Here is a 19240-nt window from a genome sequence, read left to right as displayed (position 1 = left end):
ATGGAAGCCCAACGTGAATGGCCGGTCAACCGCTGTCGGAGGGATTTCGAAATCTATTCGAGAGGCGCTTTACAAGCAGTTGATATTAAAAGAAAAAATGTCAGTGGCCCATATTGTCGAACCACTGGTCGAAGAGGCTTATTCAGCTTAGCGGCAGCGAGAGCCGTGACATCCACAATGCGCACGCATACTCTCAGCAGTTGTTCACGCTTGGAGGAAAGGCGCATATGGCGAAGCGTAGCCGTACAGATAACTTCGAGATTGAGTTTTCAGGGCCGGGGGAAACGATACGCGGATGGGCATTCCCCGTTTCTTCCGCCTTTCGTGAGCCGCTTGATATTCAGTTCACTCAACGCAAGGGCGGCGCACGTTGGACTCAAGGCGAGCCACCGCAGTATCAGTTTTCAGCGGGAGCAAGGTTCTTTGACCCGCCAGCTGCAAGGCAGATGGTCTGGAGCGATGCCCTTCAGGTAATGCAGAGAGTGATTAAGATCGATTCTGCAACACCAGATGTGCTGGACGGAAGCAATGTGAGGTCTGGTTTTGTAGCTTTCAGGATCGACTATTACCAAGATGGAAAGATAACTTCCACTGAACGCAATGAAGCGACGCAGCGCGGCTTTGTTTCTTTATTACGTGATGGGGTTATCCCAGATCAAGAGCTTGTAAAAGAAACTCGCTTGCCCAAGCGCCATGGGATGACCCCGCGCTGGACACTGACAATGTCTGGAAGCAACGATGAACAGTATGAGCGGACTGTTCGGGCTCACTCACTAGTCGAAAGGCAAGATGTGCTCTACATCGACGGTGTTTGCGAGTATGCGCGCGCGCCGCGTCAGTTCCGCGTGGACGAAATCATCGAGATATTTGACCTGGATACGGGTGAGATTGTTGAAAACCCGCGAAACTGGATCGCTGCTCTTAAGCAGACTGCGATTGACGCTATGCCGGGAGCGCTTAAAGAAGAAGCAAAGCGCGGACTGAGAGTCTTGATGGCTATTGCCGCGGCTGGCGGGGGTCTCAACGATGAAAGAAGAGCATTGTTGAAGCGCTATACTCTATCCCGTGCCTCCATGATTGGAGTGACCATGGACGATAATGTGTCAGCGGTCATAGAAGCTTTGCTGGGGCGTATGAGACCATCCCGTGAAGTTGCTCTTGCTGCTCTGGAGAAACAATCACGTTTGGACAGAGAAAAGTGGCCGGATCACCATGGCCTGATCCTGGAAGTTGCTTCCGCACTCGCGCTTGCCTGTGACCCCTGCGATGAGGTCAATCTGATCCTGCAGGACATATCTTCCGCACTGCATGCAGCCGATGCCCACAGCTGAGGCCTGCCCAGTAAGCGCCTTTCCCTCCTAATGGTCCAGTTGGGAGCCTATGGGTGGTTTTCCGAATCGGGGCGCTCCTAAGATGTTGCTCGCACTTAGGAGCGCTCCAACTGAAAATCCCCGTGTCGGCGGTTCGACTCCGTCCCTGGGCACCATTTTCCTCTTGTAGATCAAGGGGTTAATGGTGAGATAGGTAAAGCCAACTTACCTAACACAGACCCAGCACAGTCGCAGAGGACAACTTTCCTCTCCTGCTAAGTCATTGATTTTCCTCACCTTAGAAATTCCGATTTTCGCTGTGCTAGCACAATCGCAGCACAGTCAAATCAGCAGTGTGAACCCCTCTGGGCGACGATTTCCACGCCCGAATCACCTCCTGAAAATCGCCCCTGCCGGCTGTGCTAACTGCTGTGCTAAATTCGCCCACAAGCGACAGTGACGACGCTACAATACAACCTATAGGTTGATGTCGTCAGGAGAGGGCAATGTCAGAGCCGTTCCAGCTTTTCCAGCGCACCGGCAGCAGCAAGTGGTGGGTTCGGTTCTCGATCCGCGGCCAGGGCCAGATTAGGAAGTCACTCGACACTACGGACGAAGCCGAGGCGAATCAGCGGGCGCGCAAGGTCTACTATGAAGCCCTCTACCGCACCGAAAACGGTCTGAACGCCACGGCAAAGACCTTCGGCGACATGGCCGAGGAGTTCATCGCCAAGATCGAGCGTGAGGTCGAGCGCGGCGAGCGTAAGAAGGAGCAGGGGGAGAAGTTTCCCGGCATCATCCGGCGCTACATGGTGGGCTATTTCGGCGACCGGGCGATGGACAGCATCACCGACCGCGACATCGACGCCTACACAGAGTGGCGCAAGGATTACTGGAGCAAGGGACCGGGCCGGGATATCGCGTTCATCACCTACGAGCGCGCTGGCCGCCAAATCCGCCGCCCCATTACCAAGCGCGATCCCCCTACCCTCTCCCGCCAGCGTAACGAGGCGGTGCTCCTTCGCACGCTTCTCCGATTCGCTGCCAAGCAGGGCTACATCAAGCAGGCGGCCATGCCCGAGGTCGAGGTGGTGAAAGCGCCTGATGTGCCCCGTCCCAGCTTCAGCGCCGACGAGTTTGGTCGGCTGGTCGAAACTTCAATGGCCCGTATGAGCGATCCGAAGCTCAATGAGCACGTTCGGCGGGATCGGGCTATCCTGCATGCCTACATGATGATCGCCGCATTCACCGGCTGCCGGCCGACGGAATTGAAGGGGCTGAACTGGGGGGATGTGCTGGGCTACCGGGAGGGGCGCGACAAGCCGCTCCGTGACCGCGACATCCGCCTTCGGGTCCGTGGCAAGGGCAAGGCTCGCACCTTCGTTCCCCAGGAAGCCGCCCTGCCCTGGTTCGACACCTTGTGGATGCTCTGGGTTCGAGCCATGAAGCGCGATCCGCTCGACGCTGAGCCGGTCTTCGCCACGACGGCCGGGAATCGGCTCGACAGCGTGAAGAAGAGCCTCGCCGAACTGCTGAAGGCATGCAACCTGCTGACCGACCATCGCGGTGTCCGTCGCACGTCGTATTCGTTCCGCCACTTCTACATCAGCCAGCAGCTCATTGCCGGCGTGGACATCTTCATCCTAGCGCGCAACACCGGCACAAGTAGCGACATGATCCATCGCTTCTACGCCGACGTGAAGCTGGAGCTGATGAAGGATCATCTGCGGCCCGAGTGGAAGCTGATGGTTTCTATTTGAGGCATCGTGCGTTGCCGAATAGCTCCTGGCCTGTGGTTAAAGCGCGCTGGCTGCTGCCTGAGCCCCACGCGCTACGTTGGTAGCAGAAACCGTCAGGGCCAACTGGCGCGCTTTGGCAAGCCGCCACCCCTGCCCCTATCCCCGCCAAGAGCAGAATAACCAATCGTGAGACAAGAACGTTATTCTCAGAATAACAGACAGCTCTTTGGCATTAGAGGGCTACAAGGCTGAATCTTGATTTTTTTCTTAAGAAATAGCGCTTGAAAGCTTGCAATGTTCTGCTAAACTAGATCTCGCCGTCACGAAGATCAAACTCTCCGGATGGCAATCGAGTTCGGGCTTCCTTGCCCAATTCGTCGGCGTTGATGGTTCTTCGGGGTGGTTCGATTCCACCTGAACGCTCCAAACGAACAGTTCGTTTGACGGTCGATTGTATTCGGCCGGCGAATTACCGCACTGCATTCGGTGCGACGCAAGGAGCATGCCTTATGACTCACACTAACCTCGATAACTCTGGAAACAAGTCGGAAACCACGGCCGCCGATGCTGTGGCCGACGAGACGAACAACAATGCGGTCCCGGCCGCCGAATCGCTGCCCCCTGATATCGCGACTCTGTTCGAGCCTCGCACGCCGCTGCCGGCGTCGTTCGAAACACGCTCCGCCAGCCACGCAGCGGTTCCTCTTCAGGCTGAAGCCGCTCGGAGGATCGGCGAAAGCATCAATAACCTCGCCCGTGTGAACGACAACGAGGCCGAGAAGGCTGCGCGTCAACATAAGGATCGGCGTTCCTATCTTGCCGACGCCAAGCTCGCGGCTCTGACCCTGAGTGATATGCTTCAGGAGGGCACGGAAGAGGAAAAGAAGAAGGCTTACGAGAGCTATGCCAAGGAACGCGGCATGGTGGCATTGGACAAGGGGTCGATGTATGCAACAGGCAACCTGATCGTCGGCATGCTGCTACTCGATACCAAGAGCCAGGACCAGCAAACCAAGCGCCATGCCTACAACGTGCTGAAGGATTACGGACCGGCGATTAGCGCGGCGATTGCTGCAATCAATGCGGTTAAGGGTGAGGGTTGGTTGCCGACCTGTGACGCCGCGAGCTTCGCCGACATCATCAGCATCATCCGCGAACGGGGTGGCCTGAAGAGGCTGGCCGAGGAAGGGCGACCCAAACCCGTGTCGGGTGCTGACGTCAATATGGCTCCGGAAATTGCTCTCGACCCCAAAGCTCTGGCAGCCCGGCTGACGACGAAAGCACTGGAGACGATCGATATCGACGCCATTGGCGCTGCGGCCAATTGGCTGGTATCCCGTGACCGCTTGGAAGCGTTTTATGCCCGAGAAGTGGTGGTTATCCCGCCAGAGATTGCAACGTTTCGCGAAGTGCTGATCCTGGGACAGATGATCAAGACCTACCCGTCTCCTCTGCCGGTTAGGCGCAGCGATGATCCCAGCACGGCCGATACACCGATGCAGATGGCACGCCGCCAATTCTACCTGCTGGCTGATGAAACGCTTCTCGTCAGCAATCCTCTAATGACGGCGGGGTGCGTGGTGATCGAGATGGTGTTGCGCTCACCCCTCGTCGGTCAGCCTCGCACCGTGGACTTGTGGTTTCAGCCTGGATCTACGGGGTGGCAAGGGCAAATCCGGAACGGCAGCATCCGCATGGCAGAAAAGAACATCCTGGATGCGCGCCGGGCCGCCGGCTTCACCATGGCGGTGGCGCCGACCACAAGCGAACCCAACCCGCCAAAGACCGGGCATTTCCGTCTTCACTTCACCACCGACGTGGCGAAGGAGGGAGAAGACCCGACCTTCAACGTCTTGTTGCGGGCGGCCAGTCGTGGCGACCACTGGCAAGAGCCTTGGGCAATCGACCATGACCGTTTCAACCCTACTGTCTCAGGCGCGCTACCTCGGACCAGCGTCAGCAACCTCATCCATGAGGCGTTCGTCAAGGATGTCGAGCGGCAACGCACCGACCGGGTTCGCCTGACATTCGGCGATGAAGCGGTCGCGGTTGGGGTCGGCACCAAATTCACCAAGCGGGAAGCGGCGGAAATTCACAGCCCGACCAGCAAAAGAGTCGTCACAGTGGAGATTCACGCCGACGACTTCATCGGTCTGGCCCGGTCCCTTCAGTTGATCACGTTGACATGCGACGCGGAGTTCGAACTCGACCCCGAAGGCTTGCTGATGCTGAAGTTCAACACGGAAGGGGCTGAGCATACGGTCGGCATTCCCCTGATGAAGGGTAAGGAGCGCAGCGACAAGCTCCTGCACCGGTATCCACTCAAGCGTTCTGCCACACCGACGGCTGACGACGAAGCTGACGCGCCCGGCCTCACGGACTGACCCCTTTCAATCAGCGCAGGGAGGAGCTGACGCAACTCGGCTCCTCCTCAGTGGTGGAGCGATCCATGGACCTCAGCATGGAACAAAACAAATACGCGATTTTCGCGCCGGCGGTTCAGCCCGATTACGCCAAGTTGGCGATTCCTCGCGCGATCAAGACGGATCGATTGCCCCAGGGGGTGAAGCCGCAGGATCTGAACTTTCTGCGCCGCCCGAACCCGCTGTTCACCATCAAAGCGACGCTGGCCAGCGCGGCGACCTTCGACGGCCAGCCGCCGCCCACAATGCTGGACCGCTCGGTTCGTGCGTCCGATAGCGTGGTGATCGTCGACAGCGGCGGCTTTTCGCTGATTAACAACAATGGCAATCTGGCGCTTACCGATGAAACCCGGCTGCGTTTCTTACGCTGGCAGGAATGCTGGGGCGATGTCGGCATGACCCTCGATGTGCCGCTCAAGGCCATCGACGTGCCGCAATCAGGATTCACGACGTTCAAGGAATGCCTGAACACAACGGTTCAGAACCTAACGTTCATCGTCAAACACCGGGATCGGTCATCGCCGCTGCGGCTGCTGAATGTTCTTCAGGGGCGGACACCGAAGGAAGCAGACCAGTGGTACGACGCCGTAAAGAGCTTTCCTTTCGAGGGCTGGGCCGTGGGCGGCGTGCTCAAGCTCGACCTCTACGGCGTGATCCGCCGCATCCTGATCATGCTGGAGGAGGGACGGTTGACCTCCAGCACGGCATGGCTTCACTTTCTTGGGGTGGAAAGCCCGCGCATGGCGGTGGTGCTGACGGCGCTGAAACAGGCGCTACAAGAGATTCTACCGACCATGGAAATTACCTTCGACGCGGCGACGCCGTTCACGTCCTTCGCGAGGGGAGCGGGACAGGCCGTGTTGGGGCTGCGGCTCGATGCCGAGCGTTTCAACTTTCAGCGTCACACCCTTCAGGACCTTTCCTCCCTGGACCCCAGCACGCCGCTTCCCCTGCACAGCCCACTGGCGGATCGTCTGACGGTGGGGATGGTGCGGGGCAACGATACTGGTTGGGGGCGCAAGCTGGATGGACTGGGGATGGTGATGGTGAAACACCACAACGTTTACGCGACCGTGATGGGGTTGCTGCTGGCGAACCGGCATGTTCTCCATACCGACGTCAACCATGCGATCGTACCCTACGACGTGATGGCGGTGGTCAAGGCAGTTCACTCTATCTTCAAGGAGACGGACCGCAAGGGTGAACTGGAACGACGAAAGATGACGCTGCGGAAACTGATGCCAGGAGAGCAACTGTCGTCTGACGATCAGAATGATGTAGATCGCTGATTATTCTCAGAATAACACTACAGACTCCAACCCTGGAAAGGCTCCAGGGTTGGTTTGTCCGCACTCTTTTCACAAAATAATCAACGCTGGGTACCGCCGCTCTTGATTGAAATCATGATACTCCTGATTTGCCTCTTTCGGTCCTGGCGGTTGCTCTGCGATTCACCATGGTGCGCGTCGAGCAACTGAGCGATTTCAGCGTGGTCGTATCCTGCTTGAGCAAGGCGACGAGCAAAGCGCCAAAAGCCCGCGTTGCCTTCTCCAGCGGTGGTGGCTCGCCAATCCTCCAGGGCGGCTTCATAGGCGCGCTTCCGGCATTCTTCACGCCGGTGGTCGGCGTCCTCGACTGTCTCTCGGTGAACCAACCGCTCTAATAGTCTACGCAAGTCTGGGTTGTGGTTCTTTACCGCCGCGACCTCTTGGTATTCGGGGGCATCAATCACAACGCGATCCAACCACTCCAAGGGATCGAGCATCGGCACGCCATCCCAATGATCGATCCAAAAGCTCTTCGATTGATCCTTGGCCTGACATGGCAAATAAAACCAACTCGATGGAGTGCGTTTGCTAATATCAAGTCCGCTGTTGATACCGCTCTCCCCCAACTTCGTCCCAACCGAGTAGCCAATATTTCTGACTCTATCAGCACATATATCCCAGATCGCCTTATATGCCTCCGAACCCACCGGGCAGTTCAATGGAACAACCATACGGTAACGCCACAGCCCGTCACGTCCATTGGAATAGGAGTTGAACAGTAGGTGCCTCACGTCTTGGAAAATTCGATGGACGCGTTCCGGGTCCAATGGGCTGTCATCAAAATCGAGCTGAAGCAATTGCATCTGGACGACATTCGCCGCTCCCTTCGTGGTGTCCGGTGATGCATCGGGATCGAACGTCGCCCCCGAGATGAGCCAGTTGTTGGCTTTGCTCGCAAACACCACCTCATGACACCGTCGTAGTTCATTGCGAACCACATCCCAGCTATTGAAGGTATGATTCACTATTGATTTTGAAGTCGTCGCAAGCTCAAACGACAGCGTTACCGGATAGCATGTTTTATTCACCAGATCGGCTTCTAACGAATAGTCCTTATATAAGGTATTTTCGTTAGATGCGAACCCATCATGGATCATTCGTTCCTGCAAATCCCGCAATGCTGCGACAGTCGCTTTTAACTGCTTCTTTCGTTTCTGATGAGCCGCATTGCGTTCTGCGTTACTTTGAACAACCACCTTGGTTGGACGGCCTCGCTGGCTTGGCCCGAGTTCCGGAATACCGAGGTCGAGAAAATCCAAACGACTGCCAGGGAGAAGGCCACAGATGTAATCTGCGGTGCGTCGATCCGGCACGATCACGCTGACCGGCACATCACTGTCACGGTCGCGCAATGCGGTTCGCATGATCATCTGGTAGGCAGCCTCTTGCGCCTTGGCACGACTCAGTTCCATTGGGTCAATGCCGAACGTCTTCTCAGCCCACGCAAAGTGACTGGTCATGTCGTTGAGCGCGGCAACAAATACGGCTTTATCAAAATCGCGATAGTCGTTGAGTCCATGGCTCACAGGCGGAATACGACACCCCAACGGAATAGTCCATTGCCAATCCTGAACGTCGCCATTTGCCGACCAAATGTGCCGACCATCGACATGATCTTTGAGTCTATTGCATATAGACTGCAACCCACCGCATTTGTCGCGCAGTGTCTTGCTCCAGATACCCTCTGTGAAATACTTTACTCGCACCCGACTACCCGTCGTGTCATCGTGACGAGGAAAAGCGGGTTGGATCATCGGGTGCGGTAGAAAATCGACGCCTTGGCTCTTCCACACCAGATAGAGCAGACTGTTGGTGAGGTTCGCGCCCATGATGGTCAGATCGCCCCAGCCCTCAAGCACGCTGGGTTGGAGCCAGCCATGAGCATGAAGCTGGGCTCGCCCCTGCCAACCGGCGCTCATCCAATCAGCTCTGGTCAGGGCAAGGTTCCAATGAGGGTTGATCAATGCGTTGAAGAACGGCTGAACCACAGCCACAATATCATCTTGCTCTTCATTGCGCGCCCATTGGTCAACGATGCTGGAATGACCCGGTTTGATCATGACATCAAGAAGCGCGTCACAAGATGAATTCGCCTCAACGTCAAAATGCTCGGTCCACCAATCCCACGTAATGCTGAGGTTCTTCTGAAAGCTAAAATCGACCTGTGGGACTTCGTCGATAACAAGGCTCCAATCGACCTTGCCCCGGAGATCGGGATTATCCAAGATGCATTTGTGAGTCACCAGGATGCAATCGACGTCTCTTGCCTGTAGTGCTTTGCGAAACTCGCTTGCTACCTCTCCAGGATGCTGGTCCGCAGTGATGGCTCGCCACCGCACGCTCGGTGCCATCTGCCGTGCCCGTTCAAGTGTGGATGCAATGAGTTGACGGGTGGGCTGAGCGATAACAAAGCGGCTTTGAAGCCTTTCAACCCCATGGGCAATCGACTTGATCGCCGCTGTTGTTTTTCCGCTACCTGCGCATGAATCTACATAATAAATCCGCATAATATGTCCCTACGATAATTCAAATAAAAAGCCCCATGGCGTGACGAGCGCCATGGGGCATTATGTAGATACGACATACGACAGAACGGGGCTTGTAATAACAAACCACACCACCCCCGAATGTGGTCGAAACTCAGAAAATTTCTTGTCGCATCTACAGCACGGGCCTCGTCAACCCTTATTACTTTTATTTATAATGTATATGATACCTTAGAATCAATATTATATCTATATTCAATAAAAGCAAAATTTGTTGTCTATTGCCCTTCAGGGTAGCTAACACCACTACGGCACACTTAAAAGGGGCCTATGCCATATCTATTACATGGAGATATGCATGCTACCAGCGGCATCGTACAATCAGAGCACATCAACCGCCGCCCGCATCAGTTCGTCGTTAACCTCAATATAGCGTTGGGTCGTGGTCAGGTGCTTGTGACCGGCCAGCGTCATGATAACCTTCGGGCTGATGCCACTGTGGGCGAGACGTGTGATGAACCACCGCCGTCCACTGTGTGAGGTCGCACCATCGAGCCCCGCCTGCTCGTAAAGCTGCGCCATCAACTGGCACAGGGTATTGGCGCTGAATGCCGTCCGCTTCTGCGTCAGCAACAGGGGCCGTTCCGGTTTCGCTCCCTCGCCCACGACGCTGCGGTAGCGTTCGATCTCCTTCCGCAGCCGGTCATTGACGAACGCTACCCGCGCATGACCGCCCTTGGTCATCTCCGCGCTGAGGCGGACCTGTTCACGCACAGCACCATTGCCGTCCAGCACGTCGCCCCAGGTCAAAGCCGCGATCTCACCGACCCGCAGACCCGCGAGGTAGGACAGCATGACGGCCATCCGATTGCGGGCAGCGTGCCGCCCCTGCGCGACCACGGCCAGCAACCGCTTCTGTTCCGCGTCCGTCAGCACCCGCGCCTGTTTCATCATAACCTCATTATGCGTAGTCGTTGCGCACAAGACATTATGTTTTCGGGCGCGGCCTCGCTCAAGACCTGAAAGAGGCTGAGGAAATATGCGACTTCCAATAGGAACATAAGAAAATGTAGATTGTCTTAGGTTCGTTCTACTGCTGCGTGCTTCCAGGTAGGTGCTATTTGCTTCTAGCGACGATGAGGTGGATTTTCCAGAGAGCATCACCTACTTTCCGTCCGCCACAAGTAGGGCCTAGACCTAGAATGCTTTTGCTGCTAAAGGTCGGATCAAAACGCGAACAGGATGGATGATCCAGTGAAGCCGCGGACTTTAGATCTTTTTGAACAGGGCGACACCTCAGTGGCGCCGGTTGGATGCAAAGCCCCTACGCAATGCATACCTGCATTCGAGGTTGAAAAGTTCATGGAGGGTGCAGAAGCTCCGTATTTTCAGTCGCCATATGGTGCGCTGTTTGACGGAGATTGCATGGACTTCTTGCCGCGAGTGAAATCTGCGACAATTGATACTGTGTTTGCTGATCCCCCGTTTAATCTAGATAAGAAATACGGAAAGAAGTCCAATGATAAACTGCCCGATGCAGAGTATGTCAGCTGGTGCAGGTCATGGCTCAATGAGTGCATGCGTATCCTGAAGCCTGGTGGGGCATTGTTTGTCTATAACCTGCCGCGCTGGAATATTCTCCTTGGCGCATATCTGATGGAACAGGGTATGGTATTCCGTCACGATATAACTGTTGAAATTAAATCTTCTCTTCCTATCGCGGGACGTTTGTATCCAGCTCATTACTCACTTCTATACTTCACGAAAGGAAAACCTAAGACGTTCCGAAAAATTCGTACGCCAATCGAAGTCTGCCGGCATTGCGGAGGGGAAATCAAGGATTACGGTGGGCATCGACATGCTATGAATCCTCTTGGCGTGAACCTTAAGGATGTTTGGACAGACATCCCGCCGGTTCGGCATTGGAAATTCAAATCGAAGGATAGGCCAGCTAATGCACTCTCCACAAAGCTGTTAGATCGTGTTGTTGAGATGAGCACTGTTGAGGGCGAGGTGGTGCTTGATCCATTTGGCGGTTCCGGCACCACCTTCGCAGTTTGTGAAAAGAAAAACAGATATTGGCTGGGCAGCGAGCTTGACTTTTCTCAGCAGATCAAGGAGCGTTTGCTAGATCGTGAGATCGCACACCACTCCAATAGCGACCATATCGAGGATTAGCTTTTTTTAATTAGGGCGGCAAGTTGTCCTTCTGCCGCCCTACCGTCCCTTCCCTTCGGAATGCGAGGCACTTCCATACTGACGCTGTCTTGTTCGATAACAACGACCTCTAGGACGCCTTCATTCACCGCGAGGTTTTCCCACAAAGAGAAGTACGGCCGAATTTCTTCAATGTTGCCGATCCTGTCAGTTAGGAATTTAGCTAACGTCATGTTAGGGATTACGAGGACGCCGGCCACACATTTTTTCTTTTGAAGGCCGAGCGCCATTTTATTGATGGCCCGATGGGACGAGCTGACATTCCCAGTCTCCCATTCAACAACAACCAAACCATCGTCAAACTGCTTGGCAGCATCGATGTCACCAGGACTCGAACCCTTACGGCTTTTTCCAGCCACCCCGGCTTTGGCGGCTACCTCCCACGGATATTCCAGCGTCCAACCATCATCCCTAAGGATCTTCATCGGTTTAGCTTTGATTGGAACCACACCGTTGCCTTGGCCGGACCGTTTTCCGCTCTCCGGATAGATAGTAAATGAACCGGAATTTACGGGCCATTCGGCCTGTGCGATGGCAGTGTGAATTTTATGCCTGATATCCGCCCACTGCTTCGACTTAGCAAAAGGGCCTTTGTTGATCAGGACAATGGTTTCTGCGATCTTCATTAATGAGCTCCTCTTTAGAGCTCATTGATATCCTAACATGCCTCAAAATTGAAGCATGATCGACCAAACTCTCTCTTTTTTGATGAAAGAAAGTTCCTGCGGAGAACAGTAGTTAGCAGGACCGACAAGATAAACACTGTGTGCATGTGCCTGGTGGAGTCAGTAGGTGATGGACGGCCCGAACGTGGCGTTAGTTCGACATTACGCCGGTATCGATATCGAGCGTCCGTCCCACCGTAATAGGTAATTAAACCACTGGGTTGAATAGTGCCGGTTAGAAAGTTACTCCGAGAGTGAACCAGATCAATCGTGTCAACGACCAGAGCTGGGGCTTAGCATCCGCTCCAGATCAGCATTCATCATGACGATGACACCCAAATCATATAGATGGCAGTAGAGGAAAATTGCTTGAGAGCTATCAATGAATTACTGAAAGCGTGAAGCTATCACCTTGATATGTTTGCGTTCCGTTCTATAGTAACCTCAGCCCCTAAGCGGAGAGTTTGCTCTTGACTGAAACAGGTGGAAAAGTATCATGACCGCATGGAAAAGAAGATTAAACTCAACCCATTCGTGAAATGGGCGGGCGGCAAGCAAGGCATCGCTTCAAACCTCATACGTTACTTTCCCGTGAAATACGGTAAGTATTACGAGCCATTTGTTGGCGGCGGCAGCGTACTTTTTACGCTCCAGCCAGAGTGTGCGATGATATCCGATGCGAATACATGGCTTATTGACACATATCAGGCCATTAAAGAAGACTGGAATGCAGTTGCGGAAGCACTGATGGAAATGCCTAACACTAAGGAGTTCTTTCTTGATCTGCGAGCGCAATGCCCTAGAGCCTTGCCGCGTGCACAGAAAGCTGCCAATTTTATCTACTTGAATAAAACGTGCTTCCGCGGACTCTTCCGAGTGAATCAGAGGGGACAATTTAACGTTCCTTATGGGAATTACGACAGGCGATATTTTGACCCAGCTAATTTGCAAGCTGTCGCTGAGTTTTTAAATAATGTTGATTTGCGACACGGTGATTTCAAAATTTCGCTTCAAGATGTACAGGAGGGTGACTTCGTATACCTAGATCCACCTTACTACAAGCTTGGCGGGCATTCTGAATTTAACCGGTACACTGATCAGCAGTTTCGCGCTAACGATCACGTTAGGCTTGCCGAGGTTTGTCGCGAGATGACTTCCCGTGGCGTGCACTGGATCATGAGCAACAGCAATACCGAGTTTATTCGCGAACTCTATTCGAGTTACTACATCGAAAACATAAGGAATCGGCGAGAAATAAACCTAAAAAGTGGAAATCGGGATATTGATGAATTGCTCATATCTAATAGACCTCTTGTTGAACGCCGTGGGAAGAAATTTGATGAGTCCGATGTGCAAGCAGTACTATTGGAGTAACGCCGATATGGGCACCTTTGTCATTACTTTGCCAGATAAGTATAAATGCAACATTGGAGAAATGCAAAAATGCGTGCATATGAGTTAGGAATCTATGATCCAGCCGAAGACCATCAATCAAAGATACGTCTGGGCGACGCGCGGAAGCCTCGAACAAGCCTACACGACCTGAACCGGGAGAAGCGGATACGTCAGGCGCGTGAGCGCCAACACCGACGGGAGCAGCAGACCATCGCGCTGATCTTTGGCGACCCCGAAGTGGAACGCGAAGAACTCGAACTGCGGAAGGATCGAGCAGAACTCCGCAAAACGGAGTATGAGGCGGAGCAGGCGCGGTTAGAGATCGAGCAAATCCGCGCTGAAACGCTGGCGACAATGGCTGCTGCACAAAAGTCAAGATCGGATGCAAAGCTCACTGCCGCGAAGGCATGGAGTGAATAAATAAGATGCTGCTGGCGCAGCAGCTTCCATTATAGATATTGATTAAGGCGATGAGATGATTTTACAGAATGCATACAATATCCTCGCTCATGTTGGCATTTGTAACACGAAGGCGCAATTCAGCCGAGACTGGTTGGGCGCATCACCAAGTTACTTCACCTCCATGGAAGCAAGGCAGCGCCAACCTAACATGATGGCCTTGATGGGGTTGGCTGCGCGGCTGGAATTGCTCGTCGACCGACTGGCCGCTGATCCGCGCTACCACGAGCAATACGGTCTTTTGGAAAGACTCCTTGATGCCCTGTGGGATGACATGCGCGCCCGTGCTTTGGCCGCAGCACCGAAATGCCGTGCTGCTGGCGCTGTGCCAGTAAGGTCTGATCCTCATGCTACCGTTGTAGCTGGATAAGGTTCGGGCACAGATGCCGCGCGCCGCTATGCGGAGCCCGAGCTCTTTGAATGCACGCCTGCATGCGTAGACGCAGAGCATTCATTTCCTCTTCAGTCATTGCCCGATCCCCAGGACTGGGAAAGGGAAAAAGGTCATCGATATCTTCAATTTCCATAGCAGTTCTCCATGAGCGTATCCGTTATACGGATATTTATCTCCCGCTGCCTTGGCAGCACCGGTGGGTGGCAGATCGATTAAAGGCGTTAGCCACGGCTCACTCATAGGTTGAGCCATGGCGCCGGGGCGTTACCATACAGAAATTGAACGTATGGAGAACGCAAATGAGCATCCTGGACAGCCTAACCCTCACGAACATCGGTAAGCAGCGCGAAGCCAGCCCAGAAGGGATTGCCCGTCGCAAGCTGCTCGACGCACTGGCACTTCAGATCGAGGCCGCGACGGCGACGATTAAAGGCGAGGTGTTCATCCGCCGGGTCGGCCGGTGGGTTGAGGTCGACGGCACGAAGGAACGCCGCGACGTGCCGGTGCGGTTCCGGCCCTGGTGGTGGAAGGACGAGGCGGGAACGATTCACCTCCACATCCACTATGGCAACAAGCCGCTCGAACTCAAGCCCGGCAAGTCGGTCATCGCCGTGGGCACGATAGACCGTCTGGTGCCGGTGCTGGAACAGGTCCGTCAGGCCATCGCGGCTGGGGAACTCGACAAGGCGATTGCCGGCGCGGTTGCGAGCCGTCAGCGGGTGCTGAAGAAGCCGACGACAACCAAAGCCGGAAAGGCCGCGCAATGACCGACAAGGCGCTGGGGCGTGCGGCGGAAATCGCGCGCCTCAACGACCATCTGCGCCGAACCTTCGATGGCGGCCGGCTGGTAATTGGCGTCAGCATTGCCTCACTCAATCTTACGGCCTCATGAATATTCAGATTTGTTTGACCTTTTAGCTCGAAATGCACAATTCCTTGAATGAAGATATCTTGGCTATGGCACCGTATTCGGCTTCGGGGAATCGCAGCACAGAAGCCCTGTGTCCGCGGTCACTACCTTCAGCAAGCTGATGGGGTCATGATTACTTAGCTCCACCAAGTAGACATCAGGGCACCCGTTCTCTAGGCAGCATGAGACGATGGTACCTATTGTACCACGAGCGACGACAACATCATCCTGCCGAACAGAGCGGACCAGTCGGACAACGTCGTGCTCCTTCATTTTTCCGTCTCCGTCTGCACTGCATGTTCAGACTGCATACCGGTCCACGATGTAGTGCTTAACTCATCTATTGGGGCACAACACTGGGCGATAAAGCTCGATGTTTCGTGAGGTGAATGGAACACTCTAGGTATGGACGCTTCGAGTATGTACTCGCGATATCGCGCCAAGCTATTGATAAGCCAGAGTAACGAAGTGCGTGTGGCGGGTGAAAGCTCACGGAACTGAAAGCGAAATTGCTGCCTATCGACCGATGGTGCGATTATCCGCACCCAGCCGCGAAGTAAGGCTGCCTCATACCACATCCGGTAAGGCTGGGTTGGGCTGAGATCGATGAACTCGTCATGATCTAGTAGTGCACTAATATGGCCGTGCCTCTCCTCCACATTCGAGATTGCTCCGCAATTGCTGATCCAGTAACCGTAGGAGGATTGTTTCAGCAGTTGCGGAACGTGATAGTCATTCATGCTTGTAGCCCAACCTACGCCTTGGCGGATGACCGGCTTCACAGTTGGTGAAGTGCAATCCTGAAAATGAGTTGGCGAAATACCGGTTACCTGAGGCTTTTCCCTGCGAAAAAAGCGCTTGGTGGGCCATCTACTGTCACGCGGTACCCCCACTCGCTTCCAGCGCTATCGATCACGCCGACATCAATATATCGTATCTTACCTTCGCGATTTGCCTGTAGGTAGATGAGCGATGGAGGGTATTCGCAATCATCATCGACATGGACTTCCAACGTTTTGACGACGTGCTCTCCATATGTTCTAAAAAGCTGTTCTGCGTAGATGGAGGCAGCTGCCCTTGCGCCGATCTGTTGACTTATCTGAGCTTTGTCGACTTCGACCGTGGTGGGGCACTCACGGGATGAGAATTCCATTGCCCAGCACTTAAACACTTCCTTACTCACGGGTCATCCCCTTAGCTTGTCGCCAGAATCGTCGGCTCCGCTTATCGGCAAACTGATAAGCAACGTCAGCCATCAGAAAACAGCAATTGGTGTAACATTATGGACAGCGGATGCGATCTATTTCAGCTGTTACGGGAGGCCCTTGCTGAACGCGAGGCATTGGACGCGAGTCTCAGGGAGGCTGGCTGGCATTCTACGAGAGATGTAAACCTGCGGGCTTTCCTATGGCTGGTGTCAGGCAGTATGCCTCTTTGGTCAGATTTTTTCATCAAGCACGGGGAGCTATTCCGCGGTGGGGAGCTGGTGCACCAGCTACATCCCAACATGCCTATCAAAGTCATGGCGTACGAAGAGATCTGGCTTCCCCCTTCACAGGAGGTTGTGAATAACCTGTGGGCGCACGTTTCTAGGTTGGCTTCGGAGCAGCCGACTAGGTTTTTGGCAACTCTGCTAAACAACCAAAAAGTCGACGACGCGTATAATGTATGGCCGCCTTAAAGTTATGCCCTCAATTGTCCTTTTCTGTGCTTACGTTAGCTGAAACTGGATTGAATGGCAGTTTGAGGAGGACACCGCATTGAGGCAGCGTAGATCTAAGCCCGTGAAGCCGTCCTTCCTTCGATTTCTCTGGAAGAATCATCGTGTGGTAGCTTGGGTTGACCGCACGTCGCCAATAGCAGTTGCGATGGGGCACCCCTTACACATTGGAAGTCCCGGTCTGAAGCCTTACAATCGGGGTGTCGCCGGGGTTCTTTGGGAGCGCCGCAGGTCTCTGTTGCTTAATCGGGTACCTGCCCGTACAGATGACACCTTCTATGCGCAAAGCAGGTTTATTGGGAAAGCCATTTCGTGGCGGCATAAGGTCTGATGGATCTCGCCTACAACGAGCGAGGAGGAAGTGGCCTGTCTGTTTGACCACCGCTGCCGTAAACTGCTTCAGACTGGCGCTTAACGGTCGACAAGGCGCGGATGGTCCGCTTGATGCGCCCAATGTCCATGCTGGAATACATTGTGAATGGCACACTCGCTAACGCTGTTAGGATGATAGGGACCAAACATGGATAATACCTGCTCCCAAAATCCCGGCTTGAACACATTCCGGTCATGGTACGTGAGTCACCAATATCGCTTTCTCATCCCCCTTCGTCAGATTAGCGACAGAGAGTGGGAGTTGGCTGCATCGAGTTTGCTCGTCACCACAGCAGTGCGAGACAGCCTCGTTGTAACGGTAAGAAACCCAGCGGACCGTAACGACCGTTGGGATGAAATTGCGGAATTCGATGCTGTGGCTGCGCAAACCTCCGATGGGTGGATCTGCACCCTTTGCCGCGACATACCGCGAATAGGCCCCGCACCGCCTAAAGTATACGGGAGTCGCGAGATGCTACTTATCGACCATGTGTACGAGCCATTCCTCGCTTGGGTAAACAACACGCTACATGAAGCTAAGACATTGGCGCTGTACGACATAGGAGACGGCTTCAGCTGGGCAAAACTTCTGATGGAAGAGGCAGATGCCGAGGCAGATCACATCAAGTACCGGTTCCCACTCAGTTAGCGCTGCGCAAGGGAAGGGCTTAGCTGGAACTTAGAAGATTATGTCGTTAGCGCGCTTTGCAGAAACGCTGAATCTGCATTCGTGCTTGATCTTGTTGAGGCAAAGCACTATGCACCGCAAGGCAAATACGCAATGGGTGATAGGAAATCTTACCTAAAATTACCTAACCTAGCACACCGCTAGCACATACCTCGGCGCATTCGTGCAAAATCAACAGCTTAACCTGCGCTGTTTGCAACTGAAAATCCCCGTGTCGGCGGTTCGACTCCGTCCCTGGGCACCATCTTCCCTTCTAAGTTCAGGGTTTGGATGGTGTGCTCCGGTCAATCCAACTGACCATACTCTTCCAAACTCCCCACGAGTTCTTCCGCTCTTCTCAAAGTGGCTCCGACTTAATCCACCCCACCCGTCCGATCCCCGGCAGTTTCACTGCAAGATCCAGCGGGTCGATTCCCACCGTCAGCCCCAGAAAATTCACCTCCAGCCCCTCCTCGAGCGCCAGCAGCAGGCCGGCGACGCCGAACAGGCTGATCTGCCAGCCGGTGCCGCTCGGCGCCCGTGCGAACACCCCACGCCCCAGGTAATCCTTGCCCAGCGCGGTCGATGGCAGGTCGAGCCGGAGTTCCGGCACGGCGCGGGCGACCCAGGCGGCGAAGGTGTTGCTGTTTGGGCCGGGCCAGACGCGGTACTCGCCGGCATAGGGGTAGCTGGCGGCGGCCTCGGCGATCTTGGGGATGACGGCTTCGGCGGCGGGGCCGCGCAGCTCGCCCAGCAGGATGGGCTGGGCGCCGAACCAGCGGCCGTCGGGGTCGCGGTTGCTGACGGAGACCACGGACAGGCCGCGGTAGGCGCGCCAGCCGATCACCTCGTAAACCGTATAGCTGCGGGCGCCGGCCGGCTTCACGGCGAACCAGGGATGCACGCCGAAGGCGCCGCGCCAGGACAGCACGCGGGCGGCATAGACCTGCACCACCGCCTCCGGCGTCGTCGCCGCGTCGGGGGCGAGGCCCACCGGGCTACGGTCGATGCGGCTCCAGTCGACGGCCGTCGGCACCGCGCCAGAGGCAAGCAGGAACACCGGCCCGGCCAGCAGCAGGACCAGCGTCAACAGAAATGCCAGCAGCACCCTCACGGCCCTCGTGCCCTGTTACCGTCCGCCTTCCATGTAGTCAT

14 protein-coding genes and 1 tRNA gene are annotated in these 19240 nt (G+C 54.9%); 11 read left to right on the top strand and 4 right to left on the bottom strand.

Features of this window, described 5'->3' with window-relative positions:
- Positions 1 to 227: 227 nt before the first annotated feature.
- The 5 genes from M5E06_RS29520 to M5E06_RS29500 all read left to right on the top strand — a co-directional run bounded on the left by M5E06_RS29520 (position 228) and on the right by M5E06_RS29500 (position 6761).
- Entirely contained in the window at positions 228 to 1331 is a 1104-nt protein-coding gene (locus tag M5E06_RS29520) for a WYL domain-containing protein (protein WP_252141292.1), read from the top strand.
- 84 nt (positions 1332 to 1415) lie between these two features.
- Positions 1416 to 1486: transfer RNA gene (locus M5E06_RS29515), tRNA-Phe, on the top strand.
- A gap of 330 nt (positions 1487 to 1816) precedes the next feature.
- Positions 1817 to 3070 (top strand): tyrosine-type recombinase/integrase, encoded by a 1254-nt coding sequence (locus M5E06_RS29510; protein ID WP_252141291.1) that lies wholly within the window; start codon positions 1817 to 1819, stop codon positions 3068 to 3070.
- Between the two features lie 488 nt (positions 3071 to 3558).
- Complete coding sequence (locus M5E06_RS29505) at positions 3559 to 5433, top strand: hypothetical protein (protein ID WP_252141290.1); 1875 nt, start codon at positions 3559 to 3561, stop codon at positions 5431 to 5433.
- 65 nt (positions 5434 to 5498) lie between these two features.
- On the top strand, positions 5499 to 6761 hold the full coding sequence (locus M5E06_RS29500; protein ID WP_252141289.1) for a hypothetical protein: 1263 nt from the start codon (positions 5499 to 5501) through the stop codon (positions 6759 to 6761).
- Positions 6762 to 6841: 80 nt separating this feature from the next.
- Here M5E06_RS29500 and M5E06_RS29495 read toward each other — a convergent pair whose 3' ends face one another.
- Both M5E06_RS29495 and M5E06_RS29490 read right to left on the bottom strand, forming a co-directional pair.
- Positions 6842 to 9307, bottom strand: coding sequence for a DEAD/DEAH box helicase family protein (locus M5E06_RS29495; protein ID WP_252141288.1), 2466 nt, complete (start codon positions 9305 to 9307; stop codon positions 6842 to 6844).
- A 360-nt stretch (positions 9308 to 9667) separates the two neighbouring features.
- Positions 9668 to 10237, bottom strand: coding sequence for a tyrosine-type recombinase/integrase (locus M5E06_RS29490; protein WP_252141478.1), 570 nt, complete (start codon positions 10235 to 10237; stop codon positions 9668 to 9670).
- A 291-nt stretch (positions 10238 to 10528) separates the two neighbouring features.
- Here M5E06_RS29490 and M5E06_RS29485 point away from each other — a divergent pair, with 291 nt between their 5' ends.
- Complete coding sequence (locus M5E06_RS29485) at positions 10529 to 11464, top strand: DNA-methyltransferase (RefSeq protein WP_252141287.1); 936 nt, start codon at positions 10529 to 10531, stop codon at positions 11462 to 11464.
- On the opposite strand, the gene M5E06_RS29480 is transcribed toward M5E06_RS29485, so the two are convergent.
- Positions 11461 to 12129 (bottom strand): PDDEXK family nuclease, encoded by a 669-nt coding sequence (locus M5E06_RS29480; RefSeq protein WP_252141286.1) that lies wholly within the window; start codon positions 12127 to 12129, stop codon positions 11461 to 11463. The genes M5E06_RS29485 and M5E06_RS29480 overlap by 4 nt on opposite strands.
- A gap of 543 nt (positions 12130 to 12672) precedes the next feature.
- Here M5E06_RS29480 and M5E06_RS29475 point away from each other — a divergent pair.
- The 5 genes from M5E06_RS29475 to M5E06_RS35690 all read left to right on the top strand — a co-directional run bounded on the left by M5E06_RS29475 (position 12673) and on the right by M5E06_RS35690 (position 15308).
- Entirely contained in the window at positions 12673 to 13542 is an 870-nt protein-coding gene (locus tag M5E06_RS29475) for a DNA adenine methylase (protein WP_252141285.1), read from the top strand.
- A gap of 69 nt (positions 13543 to 13611) precedes the next feature.
- Positions 13612 to 13983 carry a hypothetical protein gene (locus M5E06_RS29470; protein ID WP_252141284.1) on the top strand — a complete coding sequence of 124 codons (372 nt, stop codon included), beginning with the start codon at positions 13612 to 13614 and terminating at the stop codon, positions 13981 to 13983.
- A gap of 55 nt (positions 13984 to 14038) precedes the next feature.
- The gene (locus M5E06_RS29465; RefSeq protein ID WP_252141283.1) at positions 14039 to 14392 is read left to right on the top strand and encodes a DUF6626 family protein; all 354 of its coding nucleotides are present in this window, start codon (positions 14039 to 14041) and stop codon (positions 14390 to 14392) included.
- Positions 14393 to 14715: 323 nt separating this feature from the next.
- Positions 14716 to 15183 (top strand): DUF6641 family protein, encoded by a 468-nt coding sequence (locus M5E06_RS29460; RefSeq protein WP_252141282.1) that lies wholly within the window; start codon positions 14716 to 14718, stop codon positions 15181 to 15183.
- The gene (locus M5E06_RS35690) at positions 15180 to 15308 is read left to right on the top strand and encodes a hypothetical protein (protein WP_286209028.1); all 129 of its coding nucleotides are present in this window, start codon (positions 15180 to 15182) and stop codon (positions 15306 to 15308) included. Before M5E06_RS29460 ends, M5E06_RS35690 begins: the two co-directional genes overlap by 4 nt.
- 3135 nt (positions 15309 to 18443) lie before the next feature.
- Here the strand turns inward: M5E06_RS35690 and M5E06_RS29455 are convergent.
- Positions 18444 to 19193: a DUF3750 domain-containing protein gene (locus M5E06_RS29455; protein WP_252141281.1), complete on the bottom strand. Its 750-nt coding sequence runs from the start codon at positions 19191 to 19193 to the stop codon at positions 18444 to 18446.
- Positions 19194 to 19240: the final 47 nt, after the last annotated feature.

Source organism: Azospirillum sp. A1-3 (genome assembly GCF_023806445.1).
Classification (GTDB): Bacteria; Pseudomonadota; Alphaproteobacteria; order Azospirillales; family Azospirillaceae; genus Azospirillum.
This window is presented reverse-complemented; position numbering and strand designations above follow the sequence as displayed.

Excerpts from the sequence above, each read along its gene's own strand:
- M5E06_RS29520 (WP_252141292.1), top strand. The coding sequence starts at position 228 with ATGGCGAAGCGTAGCCGTACAGATAACTTCGAGATTGAGTTTTCAGGG.
- M5E06_RS29510 (WP_252141291.1), top strand. The coding sequence starts at position 1,817 with ATGTCAGAGCCGTTCCAGCTTTTCCAGCGCACCGGCAGCAGCAAGTGG.
- M5E06_RS29505 (WP_252141290.1), top strand. The coding sequence starts at position 3,559 with ATGACTCACACTAACCTCGATAACTCTGGAAACAAGTCGGAAACCACG.
- M5E06_RS29500 (WP_252141289.1), top strand. The coding sequence starts at position 5,499 with ATGGACCTCAGCATGGAACAAAACAAATACGCGATTTTCGCGCCGGCG.
- M5E06_RS29495 (WP_252141288.1), bottom strand. The coding sequence starts at position 9,307 with ATGCGGATTTATTATGTAGATTCATGCGCAGGTAGCGGAAAAACAACA.
- M5E06_RS29490 (WP_252141478.1), bottom strand. The coding sequence starts at position 10,237 with ATGAAACAGGCGCGGGTGCTGACGGACGCGGAACAGAAGCGGTTGCTG.
- M5E06_RS29485 (WP_252141287.1), top strand. The coding sequence starts at position 10,529 with ATGGATGATCCAGTGAAGCCGCGGACTTTAGATCTTTTTGAACAGGGC.
- M5E06_RS29480 (WP_252141286.1), bottom strand. The coding sequence starts at position 12,129 with ATGAAGATCGCAGAAACCATTGTCCTGATCAACAAAGGCCCTTTTGCT.
- M5E06_RS29475 (WP_252141285.1), top strand. The coding sequence starts at position 12,673 with ATGGAAAAGAAGATTAAACTCAACCCATTCGTGAAATGGGCGGGCGGC.
- M5E06_RS29470 (WP_252141284.1), top strand. The coding sequence starts at position 13,612 with ATGCGTGCATATGAGTTAGGAATCTATGATCCAGCCGAAGACCATCAA.
- M5E06_RS29465 (WP_252141283.1), top strand. The coding sequence starts at position 14,039 with ATGATTTTACAGAATGCATACAATATCCTCGCTCATGTTGGCATTTGT.
- M5E06_RS29460 (WP_252141282.1), top strand. The coding sequence starts at position 14,716 with ATGAGCATCCTGGACAGCCTAACCCTCACGAACATCGGTAAGCAGCGC.
- M5E06_RS35690 (WP_286209028.1), top strand. The coding sequence starts at position 15,180 with ATGACCGACAAGGCGCTGGGGCGTGCGGCGGAAATCGCGCGCCTCAAC.